The following is a 13,746-nucleotide window of genomic DNA, read 5'->3' as shown; positions in this document are numbered from 1 at the left end:
AAAGAAGTCGGAACTTCAGTTCCGGCTTCTTTCTTTGCATGTCCTGTATTTTGCTATAGCTCATAACGCTTTTGTCATAACCTTGTTGACGGTATTCCAAAAGCTGAGCTTACGACAGAATCCAGGCCATGCAGAAAACACAAACCATTTTCTTTGCATATCCTGTATTTTGCTATAGCTCATAACGCTTTTGTCATAACCTTTATATTTCAATTACAATTAAATACATGCTATAGTTATATGTTGTATACAAATGTACTTTGTAACTAAAGGAGAGAACACGATGGGATTTATTAAGAAGATGTTTGACGGCAACAAGAAGGAAGTAAAATCCTTGAGAAAAGTTGCTGATCAAGTGCAGGCTTTCGAAGAAGAGATGAAATCTTTATCAGATGAAGCATTGCAGAATAAAACGAAAGAATATCAAGTAGAATTACAAAATATAGAAGAATATAAACAACAAGAAGCTTATTTAAATAAGATTTTACCTGAAGCATACGCAGTAGTGCGTGAAGCATCACGTCGTGTTTTAGGAATGTTCCCTTTCCCGGTACAAATTATGGGGGGAGTGGCAATTCATCGCGGTGACATTGCAGAGATGAGAACCGGTGAAGGTAAGACGTTAACGGCGACGATGCCGGTTTATTTAAATGCGCTTACAGGTCGTGGTGTACATGTTGTTACAGTCAATGAGTATCTAGCAAGTGTACAAGCAGAAGAAATGTCTCACCTATATAATTTTTTAGGACTAACGGTAGGTGTTAATTTAAATAGTTTAACTACGGAAGAAAAACGTGCAGCCTATGCTTGTGATATTACATATAGTACGAATAATGAACTTGGGTTTGATTATTTGCGTGATAACATGGTGACATATAAGGAAGAACGTGTTATGCGTCCACTGAACTTCGCGATTATTGATGAGGTTGACTCAATCTTAATTGACGAAGCGCGTACGCCTTTAATTATTTCGGGTCAAGCGGAGAAATCGACGAGCATGTACATTCAGGCCAATGTCTTTGTTAAGATGCTTAAAGATGAAGTTGATTACAACTATGATGAGAAGACAAAAGGTATTCAGTTAACTGAAAATGGTATCGATAAAGCAGAACGTATGTTTAAGGTTGATAATTTATATGATGTAAAGAATGTTAACTTAATGCATCATATTAACATTGCTTTAAAGGCACAACGCGCTATGTTAAAGGATATCGACTATGTTGTAGAGGATGGCGAGATTGTCATCGTTGATCAGTTTACAGGCCGTACAATGCCGGGTCGTCGATTCTCTGAAGGGTTACACCAGGCGATTGAAGCGAAAGAAGCAGTTGAAATTCAAAATGAATCTAAGACGATGGCTTCTGTTACATTCCAGAACTTCTTCCGTATGTATAATAAACTATCGGGGATGACCGGGACTGCAAAAACCGAAGAAGAAGAATTATTAAATATCTATAATATGGCCGTTACTCAGATCCCTACTAACAAACCCGTACAACGTATTGATGGTGCTGATTTGATCTACGCTTCAGAAAAAGGGAAGTTCCATGCTGTTGTGGATGAAGTGATTCGTCGTCATAAAGAAGGACAACCTGTCTTATTAGGTACTGTGGCAGTTGAAACAAGTGAATATATTTCAGAGTTGCTAAAGAAAAAAGGGATACGCCATAACGTATTGAATGCGAAAAACCATGAACGAGAAGCTGAAATTGTACAAAATGCAGGTCAAAAAGGTGCTGTGACCATCGCAACGAATATGGCAGGTCGTGGTACGGATATCAAGCTCGGAGAGGGCGTTAAAGAACGCGGTGGCTTAGCAGTTATCGGTACCGAACGCCATGAGTCTCGCCGTATTGACGATCAGTTACGTGGTCGTGCAGGACGTCAAGGAGACCCGGGTTATTCTAGATTCTATTTGTCGTTACAAGATGAACTGATGGTTCGTTTTGGTTCGGAACGTATGTCTACGATGATGACAAAGCTCGGCATGAATGATGATCAGCCGATTGAATCTAAGATGGTGTCGCGCGCTGTAGAATCTGCTCAAAAACGTGTTGAAGGAAATAACTATGATAGCCGTAAACGTACGTTAGAATATGATGATGTATTGCGTAAGCAACGTGAGATCATCTATGCGGAACGTAATGAAATCCTTGAGAAAGATGATTGTTCAGATCAAGTGAAAGCAATGATTGAACAATCTGTGCGTCGTGCAGTGGACTACCACTTTACCGGTGATGAGAGTACACATGATTATGAAGCTTTTAAAAATTATGCAGAAGATATGTATCTGACAGAAGGCGCACTATCAGTTGACGAGATTAGTCGACGAGATAACGAAGAAATCTATGACATTGTAATGAGTAAAGTTATGGCGCAATATGAACATCAAAAAGTAGAATTGCAGGAGCAGTTCCATGAGTTTGAACGCATGATCATGTTACGTACGATTGATATGAAATGGACAGATCATATCGATACGATGGATCAGTTACGTACAGGAATTCACCTGCGTAGTTATGGTCAGATTAACCCACTTCGTGAATATCAGAACGAAGGATTAACTTTGTTTGATACAATGCTTGAATCTATTGAAGATGATGTTTCGAAATACATTCTGAAATCAATCGTTGATAGAGGAGAACAAGTAGAACGAGAACAAGTCGGTAAAGGTGAAGCGATGGTTGCAAATGATGGCAAAGAAAAAGTGAAGCAACAGCCAAAAGTTAAATCAGAACCAGATATCGGTCGTAATGAACCTTGTCCTTGTGGTAGTGGAAAGAAATATAAAAATTGTCACGGAAGAGGGTAAATTGATTTGGAACAATTTGAAATAAAAAATACACTTGAAACTTTGACTGAAAAGATTGATAGTTTCAGGGGGTCTCTTTGACTTAGAAGAAAAAGAGACGAATATTAAGGAATACGAAGAAATGATGTCTGACCCGGATTTCTGGAATGATGGAGATAAGGCTCAAGATATCATCAATAAGAATAATGCACTTAAATCAGTTGTTCAGGAGTTTAGTACACTCGAAGAAGGACTGGAAAACAGTGAAGTGCTGTTTGAGATGTATAAAGAAGAAACAGATGAGGATACACATCAGGAACTCATCGAGCAGCTCAATACACTCCAGCAAATTGCGAATGACTTTGAACTTAAGATGTTATTGAGTGGAGAATTTGATGCGAATAATGCAATATTAGAATTGCATCCAGGTGCTGGTGGTACAGAATCACAGGACTGGGGAGAAATGCTGTTAAGGATGTATCAACGATTTGCGGATAAAAAGGGTTTCAAAGTTGAAACTGTAGATTACTTACCGGGGGATGAAGCGGGGATTAAAAGTGTGACCTTACTGATTAAAGGACATAATGCTTACGGCTATTTAAAGGCTGAAAAAGGTGTTCATCGTCTCGTAAGGATTTCTCCCTTTGACTCATCCGGACGCCGTCATACTTCATTCGTTTCATGTGATGTTACACCAGAGTTTGACAATGACAATATTGAGATTGAAATTAATACAGAAGACATTAAGATCGATACGTATCGTGCAAGTGGCGCTGGAGGGCAGCACGTTAATACAACGGATTCAGCCGTGCGTATTACGCATCAGCCGACAGGTATTGTAGTAACCTGTCAGAATGAACGTTCTCAAATAAAGAATAGAGAGCAAGCAATGAAGATGCTTAAAGCGAAACTTTATCAAAAGAAAATAGAAGAACAAGAAGCAGAGCTTGCAGCCATCCGTGGTGAACAAAAAGAGATTGGCTGGGGAAGCCAGATCCGTTCATACGTATTCCACCCGTATGCTATGGTAAAAGACCATAGAACAAACGCTGAAACCGGAAATACAAATGCGGTAATGGATGGCGATATAGATTTATTTATCGATGCATACTTAAAGAGTCAGTTGTAAGATTATTTTATAAATTTTCCTTTTTTATGAATTATAAGCTATAATTAAAGTAATCATAAATTAGGGGGCTGACCAATGAAAAAATTATATGCAGGTATCATTACTTTATCGTTATTAGGTCTTGCAGCATGCGGATCAGATGAAGCGGAGAAGAAGACTACTTCATCTGATCCGGGACAAGAAATTTATGCAAATAATTCCTGTGTAGGGTGTCATGGACGTAACCTTGAAGGTGCAAGCGGGCCGAATCTACAAGAGGTAGGCAGCAAATACTCTGAGCAGCAAATTCATGATATCATCATTAAAGGTAAAGGGAATATGCCAGCAAAAGTAGTCGATGGCGAAGATGCAAAAAAAGTTGCAGCATATTTAGCAAAACAGAAATAATAATATAAAGTAGGTGAAATGATTAATATTTCATCTACTTTTTTCGTTATGAAATGATATTTCTGAAAATTACGTTCTATGATAGAAGCATAACGATTACATTACAAAAATATTACATTGGTAGATATTGTGTAAGGATATGGTATATTATGTCTTGTAGAAATTTACTAAGAACACTAAAACTCAGGAGGCAACACATATAATGAAAAAAGCATTAGTTACGATTGCGGGAATCACGGCAGTTACAGGAGTAGCTTCACAAGCATACGCAAGTGAACATCATGTTCAAGCAGGTGACACATTATGGGCGATTGCACAAGAGAATGGTACAAGCGTAGATGCACTTAAAACATTAAATAATTTAAATAGCGATCTTATCTTAGTGGGACAAACATTAAAGGTAGAGAATACTGATACTTATACAGTTAAAAAAGGCGATACATTACACAAAATCGCATCTCAATTTGATTTAACAGTGAATGATATTATGTCATGGAACAACTTAACTTCAGATACGATTGAAGTAGGTACAAAGTTAAACTTGACAGCACCTATTGCTAAAGTTCAATCAGAAACAGTTCAACCTGTTACACAAGCGAACGCACCAGTAGCACAACAAGCTGAAGCACCAGCGCAACAGTCATACCAAGCGCCAGTACAACAATCATACCAAGCACCAGCGCAACAAACGGCAGCGCCAGCACAACAGTCATACCAAGCGCCAGCACAACAGTCATACCAAGCGCCAGCACAACAGTCATACCAAGCGCCAGCACAACAGTCATACCAAGCGCCAGCACAACAGTCATACCAAGCACCAGCACAGCAAACGGCAGCACCAGCGCAACAGTCATACCAAGCACCAGCGAAGAGCTATAAAGCACCTGTAAATGGTAATGTAGCGCAAGTCGCAAATGGTATAGCGGCAGGAAAATCTTATGTTTACGGTGCGAATTCTGCTAGTGCAGTAGATTGTTCAGCATTTGCTCAACAAGTACTCGCTGCTCAAGGGAAATCAATTCCACGTACAACATATGCACAAATGGCTGCAGGAACACGTGTTTCAACACCTCAAGCAGGAGATTTAGTATATTTCAATGGTGGAAGCCACGTTGGGGTATACATTGGTAACGGTCAAATGATCGATGCTTTAAATCCATCTGAAGGTATTGGACAACGTCCAGTAAGTTACGTAAATGGTTCAGTAGCAGGATATTACAGATTCTAATAAGTCATGGGACAACCTGTCCCATGATTTTTTTAATTTTAACAATTAACTTGTAGCTGCAATCATTATGTAATAATCAAATTATTATATGTTAGTTGTATTAACCATATATTACATGTAAGTTACATTGAATTTTTCGCTTTTTCTATATGGTAATATCTATTTAGCTAATAAAACAACCGGAGGATATTACATGAAAAAAGTTATACTTTCAATAATTGCAATAATCATGCTGGGGACTACAACTGAAGCAATTTATCCAAATAGTCAACAGGCACATGCTTATAATAATCCTGTAAAGAAAGCTGGATACAATTATTATTATAAAGGGAGCTGTGTATATTATGCGTTTAATAGACGTGCACAACTTAAACGTCCTGTAAGTAACAATTGGAACAGTGCAAAATACTGGCCATCGAATGCACGACGAATGGGTTATAAAGTGAGTCGTACGCCTGTATATGGTGCAGTCATGATTTCTCAAAAAGGTTATCATGGGCATGCAGCAGTTGTAGAACGTATCAATCGCAATGGAAGTATACTCGTCTCTGAAATGAACTATCCACGTAGTGGCGTGAAGACTTATAGAACAATTTCAAAAGCACAGCGCTCTCAGTTTGAATATATTTACTAATAAAATAATATTAAAATGATTAAATCTTACACACCGTTCGTGTTGTAAGGTTTTTTTGTTATAATATGTCATGAGGTGTCCTATGAGAAGATTGATAACAATTCTGTTAGCTGCTATATTTGTTGCACTAGCAACTTATTCAATTTATACTGTAATACAATTTAATAAAGGCAATGAGAAGCCGGGTAATATTGTGACACATAATCACCCGCTTAATAATAAGCAGATTGGTGATATAGCTGTTACAGATATGAATGGTCAGAAAAAAGAAATTGCATCACTTTTAAAACATGATATTACGATAATCAATGTTTGGGCATCGTGGTGCGAGCCGTGTAAGAAAGAGATGCCTGAGCTTGTGACGTATGGAAAAGAGAAACCTAATCATGTCGGTCTTATTGGATTCAACGTGCAGGATAAAATAGAAAAAAGAGACGCGTTTATCGATAACTATAAACCGACATATCCGATGTACACGTTAGATGAAGCGTCGATGAAACGATATAAAATCTACAATATTCCTACGACGGTATTCGTCGATAAACAAGGTAAAGTATTGAAGACATATGTAGGCGAACTTAATCAACAGAAAATAGAAGAAATTATCATGCAGATTCAATAGGAGGGATTCAATGGGTGTCCATCAATATTTCAAAAGTTTGTCGGATCTGGAAAAGTTAATACGATGTCCCGGCAAATTTAAATACCAGGAACATAATGTTGCCGCACATTCATTTAAGGTCACTAAGATTGCACAATACTTAGCAACTGTCGAGGAGTATCATGGCGCAGAGATTAACTGGAAAAATGTATATGAGAAAGCATTAAACCATGATTACCCTGAAATCTTCACCGGAGATATAAAGACGCCTGTTAAATATGCGTCGAAAGAATTGAAACGCTTATTCAGTGAAGTTGAAGAAGAAATGATCGGTAAGTTTATTGACAGTGAGTTTCCGGAAGCTTATAGAGAAATATATCGAGAACGCTTAAAAGAAGGTAAAGACGATACACTTGAAGGTCAGATTCTGTCTGTAGCAGATAAGATTGATTTGTTATATGAATCTTTTGGAGAGATTCAAAAGCGGAACCCAGAACCATTATACTTTGAAATTTATGACAAAAGTTTAAGAACGATTATAAAATTCAAGCACCTTTATTGTGTGCAGGATTTTCTGGATAATATTCTTCCGGATATGCTTCAGGAGAAATTTATTCCAAGATCTGAACTGCGTGAAATAACGATGGCAATCTTGCAGCAAAAGGACAATATATAATGACAATATGGTATATATTAGCATGTACATTACCTGCATTTCTGGTGATTTGTTTCAGTATGATTGTACGTAATAAATATACAGGATTACTGTTGTCGGTTATTGTTATCGGCGTATCTGTTTACAAAGGATTCTTTCATTCACAGATGATTGTGTTTTTAGATACGCTGAGCCTGATAGTCGGCTATTTGTTCGTAGAGATGTACAACCTGGATAAAGATAATCAAACATAGGAAGTTGAATACTAAAGGCGACTTTTCAAAATAGAATCCGGTAAATGCAAGACATTTAATAGTGTCTATACGTTTATCGGGTTTTGTCATATGATGCACGTTAAACGAATGAAGATTTACGAACAAATGTTTGTACCTTAAGCGTATATTTTGGTAAAATGTAAATCGATGAGGAGGGGACGTATGGAACATCATGACTTTAAGATACATTCAGACTATCAGCCAGCAGGAGATCAGCCTGATGCGATAGAGAAAATCGTACAAGGAATCAAAGAAGGTAAACGCTATCAGACGTTATTGGGTGCTACTGGTACAGGGAAGACGTTTACGATGAGTAATGTCATTGAACGTATCGGTAAACCTACGCTGATCATGGCGCATAATAAAACATTAGCAGGTCAGCTCTATAGTGAGTTTAAAGAGTTTTTCCCAGAGAACAGAGTTGAATATTTTGTAAGTTACTATGATTATTATCAGCCCGAAGCTTATGTACCTTCTACAGATACATTTATAGAGAAAGACGCATCGATTAACGATGAAATTGATAAGTTACGTCACTCAGCGACAAGTGCCTTATTTGAGCGTGATGATGTGATTATTATTTCTTCCGTCAGCTGTATATATGGTTTAGGGAACCCAGAAGAGTATCGGGATCTTGTTGTCAGCGTACGTGTAGGTATGGAGATGGAACGCAACCAATTATTACGCAAGCTTGTAGATGTGCAGTATACGCGTAATGATATAGATTTTCGTCGTGGTACATTTCGTGTTCGAGGAGATGTTGTGGAAATCTTTCCTGCATCTCGTGATGAGCAGTGTATACGTATCGAGTTCTTCGGTGATGAGATAGAACGCATACGTGAAATCAATTATTTAACAGGTGAAGTGCTGAAAGAACGAGAGCACTTTGCGATATTCCCGGCAAGTCACTTCGTCACACGTGAAGAGAAGATGAAGCTTGCGATTGAAAGAATAGAGAAGGAACTAGAGGAACAACTGAAGAAGTTTCGTGACGAGGGGAAGCTGCTTGAGGCACAGAGACTTGAACAACGTACGAATTACGATCTTGAAATGATGCGAGAAATGGGCTTTTGCTCAGGAATAGAAAACTATTCTTTACATCTGACTTTAAGACCTAGAGGGTCGACGCCATATACGTTGCTGGATTATTTCGGTGACGACTGGCTGATCATGATGGATGAGTCTCATGTTACGGTGCCACAAGTTCGTGGTATGTATAATGGGGATCAGGCGAGAAAGAATGTTCTCGTAGAGCATGGTTTCAGATTGCCGAGCGCGCTGGATAATCGTCCGCTGAAGTTTGAAGAGTTTGAACAAAAAGGACATCAGTTTCTCTATGTTTCTGCTACACCTGGTCCTTATGAGATTGAGCATACAGACGAGATGGTGGAACAAATTATCCGACCGACAGGATTGCTGGATCCTATTATAGAAGTGCGACCATCACAACATCAGATAGATGATTTGATGGAAGAGATTCGTGTGCGTATCGAAAAGAATGAGCGTGTACTTATTACGACACTTACTAAGAAAATGAGTGAAGACTTAACAATTTACTTAAAAGAAGCTGGAATAAAAGTTAATTACCTGCATTCAGAGATTAAGACGTTAGAGCGTATAGAGATTATCCGTGATCTAAGACTAGGAGTATTTGATGTATTGGTCGGCATCAACCTGCTTAGAGAAGGTCTGGATATTCCCGAAGTGTCGCTCGTCGCGATATTAGATGCGGACAAAGAAGGATTTTTGCGCAGTCAGCGTTCATTGATTCAGACGATTGGACGTGCTGCCCGAAATGAACAGGGGCGCGTCATTATGTATGCAGATAAGATAACAGAGTCTATGCAGTTTGCGATTGATGAAACATCACGTCGTCGTTCGATACAAGAAGCATATAATGAAGAACATGGAATAACTCCGACAACCATCAATAAGAAGATTCGTGATGTCATCAGTGCCACATTAGAAACAGATGAGGAACAAAAACCCGTACAGAAGAAGAAATTAACGAAGAAGGAAAGAGCACGTACAATAGAGCAGCTTGAACATGAAATGAAAGAAGCGGCAAAAGCTTTAGATTTTGAACGTGCTACAGAACTCAGAGATGCACTGTTTGAGTTAAAAGCAGAAGGGTGAGCGGATGAAGAATAAATCTATTATCGTCAAAGGCGCAAGAGCGCATAATTTAAAGAATGTTGATATTGAAATTCCGAGAGATAAACTCATTGTTATGACAGGATTATCAGGTTCAGGTAAATCTAGTCTTGCATTCGATACCATCTATGCTGAAGGTCAGCGTAGATATGTGGAATCATTGAGTGCATATGCCAGACAATTCTTAGGACAGATGGATAAACCGGATGTGGATACGATAGAAGGTTTATCCCCTGCAATTTCGATTGACCAGAAGACAACAAGTAAGAACCCGAGAAGTACAGTTGCAACTGTTACAGAAATTTATGATTATTTAAGACTGCTATATGCTAGAATCGGCACACCTTATTGTCCGAATCATGGTATCCCTATCGAGTCACAGACGGTACAGCAGATGGTGGATCAAGTTATGGCATTAGAGGAAAGAACAAAGATACAAGTTATGGCTCCAATAGTGCAGGGCCGAAAGGGAACGCACAAGAAACTCATAGAAGAGATCTCAAAAAAAGGATATGCACGTATCATGGTAGATGGTGAAGTTTATGATGCTTCTGAAACAATCGATCTCAATAAAAATACAAATCATGATATCCATGTTATCGTAGACCGACTTGTTGTGAAACCAGGCATTGAGACCCGCCTGGCAGATTCTCTCGAAAATGCATTGAAACTTGCAGAAGGTAACGTTGTCATTGATTTGATCGACGGAGATGAATTGAAGTTTTCAGAGCATCATGCCTGTCCAATTTGTGGATTTTCAATAGATAAGCTAGAACCTCGAATGTTCTCGTTTAATAGCCCGTTTGGTGCATGTCCCGATTGTGATGGACTAGGTACAAAATTAACAGTTGATTTAAATCTTGTCATTCCTGATGATAGCAAATCATTAACAAATGGTGCATTAGTGCCATGGGAGCCCATCAGTTCGAACTATTATCCGACATTACTCAAGCAGGCATGTAAACATTTTGGAATTTCTATGAAAGCACCTTTTAGAGATTTATCTAAGAAAGATCAGGACATCATCCTGTATGGACATTCAGACGATATTTCCTTTACATTCAGACAGGATAATGGTGTATCACGTAAACGTGTAATGAAGTTTGAAGGTATTGTGAATAATATCGAACGTAGATACAAGGAAAGTCCTTCAGAATATACACGTGAACAGATGAAGAAATATATGGTGGATGAGGTCTGTGATACGTGTCATGGCTATCGTCTTTCTGAAGAAGCGATGAGTGTTAAGATTAATAATCAGCATATAGGAGAAGTTGTAACGTTATCTATCAGAGAGGCATTACAATATTTCAGTAAGCTTGAACTTTCAAAGAAAGAACAGCAAATTGCTGAACTCGTGCTGAAAGAAATCACTGAAAGGTTGGCGTTCTTATATAATGTAGGGCTGGAATACCTCACTTTAAATAGAACAGCAGGAACGCTTTCTGGTGGAGAAGCCCAACGTATCCGACTTGCAACGCAGATTGGTTCAAGATTAACAGGTGTAATGTATGTTCTGGATGAACCGTCCATAGGTCTGCATCAGAGAGATAACGACCGTCTCATTGATACATTGAAATCGATGAGAGATATTGGGAATACCCTTATTGTCGTTGAACATGATGAAGATACGATGCTTGCCGCTGATTATTTGATTGACATTGGTCCAGGAGCCGGCGTGCACGGAGGAGAGATTGTCGCACAAGGTACACCTAAGCAAGTGATGAAGAACAAGAAATCGCTGACAGGTCAGTATTTGAGCGGTGCAAAAAAAATAGAGCTTCCTGAAAAAAGACGTACACCGGATGGAAGATTCTTATCGGTAGAAGGTGCAATAAGTAATAACTTGAAGGACGTGGACGTTCAGATTCCACTGGGTATGATGACGGTGGTAACCGGAGTCTCCGGTTCCGGAAAGAGTACGCTTGTTAACGATGTGCTGTATAAGGCACTTGCTCAGAAGCTATATAAATCGAAAGAAAAACCGGGACCTCATAAAGCGGTAAAGGGGATAGAGCATATTGATAAGATAATCGATATTGATCAATCTCCTATAGGTAGAACACCACGTTCAAATCCTGCGACGTATACGAGTCTCTTTGATGATATACGTGATGTCTTTGCGCAGACGAATGAAGCGAAGTTAAGAGGCTATCAAAAAGGTCGATTCAGCTTTAACGTTAAAGGCGGACGCTGTGAGGCTTGTCACGGAGACGGCATTATCAAGATAGAGATGCACTTTCTTCCTGACGTCTATGTGCCATGCGAAGTCTGCCATGGCAAACGCTATAATCGTGAAACGCTGGAAGTGAAATATAAAGATAAGAATATTGCAGATATACTCGAGATGACGATAGAAGATGCGTATCATTTCTTTGAGAACATTCCTAAGATTAAGCGTAAACTTAAGACCATCATGGACGTCGGACTAGGATATATTCAGCTTGGACAACCTGCTACAACACTTTCAGGGGGTGAGGCACAACGTGTCAAATTAGCTTCGGAACTGCATAAACGCAGTACAGGTAAAACGTTATATATTCTAGATGAACCGACGACTGGATTACACGTTGATGATATTGCAAGGCTACTGAAAGTTTTGCAGCAACTTGTTGACAATGGGGATACGGTTCTGATCATCGAGCATAATCTGGACGTCATCAAGATGGCCGATTACATTGTTGACCTCGGTCCAGAAGGTGGAGATAACGGTGGACAGATTATCGCAAGCGGCACTCCAGAACAGATTATGCAAGTGCGTGAGTCATACACAGGTCAATATTTAAAACATCATATAGAGAAATAACTGTTGAGATCATTGTCAAATCATCTCTAGCTAAACCCGGGCGCTGTAGAAATTGTTAATAATTTTCTGCAGCGCTCGGGTTTTGTTGGTGATTATGAATTGTAAATTGATATAAAGTTATTTAATATAAATGATAAGAGAAAGTGAGGATAATTATGATAACAAGTATAGAACTAATTGATAAATTTGACCTTAAGTTTTTAGCGGGCAATGTCGCAATAGAAATCCCGGTGGCTAATGCAGATATTTCGCGACCGGGCCTTGAGATGGCAGGCTTCTTCTCTCACTATTCTTCCGATCGCATACAAATACTGGGGACGACTGAGATGTCTTTCTTTGAAACGTTGTCGAAGGAAGAACGTGCAGAACGAATGGTAAAGCTTTGTCGTAAGGAAACACCGTGTATTATCTTAACAAGAAACATTCCGGCCCCGCAGGAACTAATCGATGCATGTAATCGTAAAGGGACACCACTCCTGCAGAGCAAAGAAGCGACGACAAGTTTAATCAGCAAGATTACATCTTATCTTGAGAGTGAGCTTGCGCCTGAAACGACGATGCACGGAGTTCTGGTCGATGTATATGGGGTAGGTGTATTGATTACCGGTGATTCTGGAGTAGGTAAGAGTGAGACAGCACTGGAACTTGTCAAGCGTGGACATCGACTCGTTGCAGATGACAATGTGGAGATAAAGGAAGTTTCACGTAATGTACTGATGGGCAAAGCACCAAAGCTGATAGAACATCTTCTTGAAATTAGAGGACTAGGAATCATCAATGTAATGACCTTATTTGGCGCAGGGAGTGTCCTTCCAGAGAAACGTCTAATGCTCAATATGAATCTAGAAACATGGGATAAAGATAAAGTTTACGACCGCATAGGATTAATCGAAGAAAAATTATCGATCCTTGATTCTCAAATTACGAAGAAGACGATCCCTATCAGACCAGGGCGTAACTTAGCAGTAATCATAGAAGTTGCTGCGATGAACTATCGTCTCAATAAGATGGGAACAAACACCGCAAAAGATTTTAATGAACGCCTGAATGAACAAATTAGAAAGCAGTCGATAAAGGAGATTTAAC

General features: G+C 39.1%; 11 protein-coding genes. All 11 read left to right on the top strand.

The window, feature by feature from the left end:
* The first annotated feature begins 283 nt into the window (after nt 1-283).
* The 11 genes from secA (at nt 284) to hprK (ending at nt 13,745) form a co-directional block, all read left to right on the top strand.
* Nucleotides 284-2,812: a preprotein translocase subunit SecA gene (secA, locus tag QNJ52_RS02585; protein WP_219494077.1), complete on the top strand. Its 2,529-nt coding sequence runs from the start codon at nt 284-286 to the stop codon at nt 2,810-2,812.
* 6 nt (nt 2,813-2,818) lie between these two features.
* A protein-coding gene (prfB, locus tag QNJ52_RS02580; protein ID WP_241427483.1) for a peptide chain release factor 2 occupies nt 2,819-3,920 on the top strand; the annotation gives its coding sequence in 2 pieces (ribosomal slippage) (nt 2,819-2,890 and nt 2,892-3,920; 1,101 coding nt in all).
* A 75-nt stretch (nt 3,921-3,995) separates the two neighbouring features.
* Complete coding sequence (gene cccB, locus QNJ52_RS02575; RefSeq protein ID WP_219494079.1) at nt 3,996-4,307, top strand: cytochrome c551; 312 nt, start codon at nt 3,996-3,998, stop codon at nt 4,305-4,307.
* 202 nt (nt 4,308-4,509) lie between these two features.
* On the top strand, nt 4,510-5,535 hold the full coding sequence (locus QNJ52_RS02570) for a LysM peptidoglycan-binding domain-containing protein (protein ID WP_283721813.1): 1,026 nt from the start codon (nt 4,510-4,512) through the stop codon (nt 5,533-5,535).
* A 193-nt stretch (nt 5,536-5,728) separates the two neighbouring features.
* Nucleotides 5,729-6,169: a CHAP domain-containing protein gene (locus QNJ52_RS02565; RefSeq protein WP_283721812.1), complete on the top strand. Its 441-nt coding sequence runs from the start codon at nt 5,729-5,731 to the stop codon at nt 6,167-6,169.
* An 82-nt stretch (nt 6,170-6,251) separates the two neighbouring features.
* The gene (locus QNJ52_RS02560) at nt 6,252-6,791 is read left to right on the top strand and encodes a TlpA family protein disulfide reductase (protein WP_283721811.1); all 540 of its coding nucleotides are present in this window, start codon (nt 6,252-6,254) and stop codon (nt 6,789-6,791) included.
* 10 nt (nt 6,792-6,801) lie between these two features.
* Nucleotides 6,802-7,446: a YfbR-like 5'-deoxynucleotidase gene (locus QNJ52_RS02555; protein ID WP_219494084.1), complete on the top strand. Its 645-nt coding sequence runs from the start codon at nt 6,802-6,804 to the stop codon at nt 7,444-7,446.
* Complete coding sequence (locus QNJ52_RS02550; protein ID WP_219494086.1) at nt 7,446-7,679, top strand: CsbA family protein; 234 nt, start codon at nt 7,446-7,448, stop codon at nt 7,677-7,679. The genes QNJ52_RS02555 and QNJ52_RS02550 overlap by 1 nt, the downstream gene beginning before the upstream one ends.
* 168 nt (nt 7,680-7,847) lie before the next feature.
* Nucleotides 7,848-9,836: an excinuclease ABC subunit UvrB gene (uvrB, locus tag QNJ52_RS02545; RefSeq protein ID WP_413474444.1), complete on the top strand. Its 1,989-nt coding sequence runs from the start codon at nt 7,848-7,850 to the stop codon at nt 9,834-9,836.
* 4 nt (nt 9,837-9,840) lie between these two features.
* Nucleotides 9,841-12,660, top strand: coding sequence for an excinuclease ABC subunit UvrA (gene uvrA / locus QNJ52_RS02540; RefSeq protein ID WP_283721809.1), 2,820 nt, complete (start codon nt 9,841-9,843; stop codon nt 12,658-12,660).
* Nucleotides 12,661-12,815: 155 nt separating this feature from the next.
* Nucleotides 12,816-13,745: an HPr(Ser) kinase/phosphatase gene (gene hprK / locus QNJ52_RS02535; protein ID WP_283721808.1), complete on the top strand. Its 930-nt coding sequence runs from the start codon at nt 12,816-12,818 to the stop codon at nt 13,743-13,745.
* Nucleotide 13,746 lies beyond the last annotated feature (1 nt).

The organism is Macrococcus sp. S115 (assembly GCF_030067655.1).
GTDB classification, from domain to species: domain Bacteria; phylum Bacillota; class Bacilli; order Staphylococcales; family Staphylococcaceae; genus Macrococcoides; species Macrococcoides psychrotolerans.
This window is presented reverse-complemented; position numbering and strand designations above follow the sequence as displayed.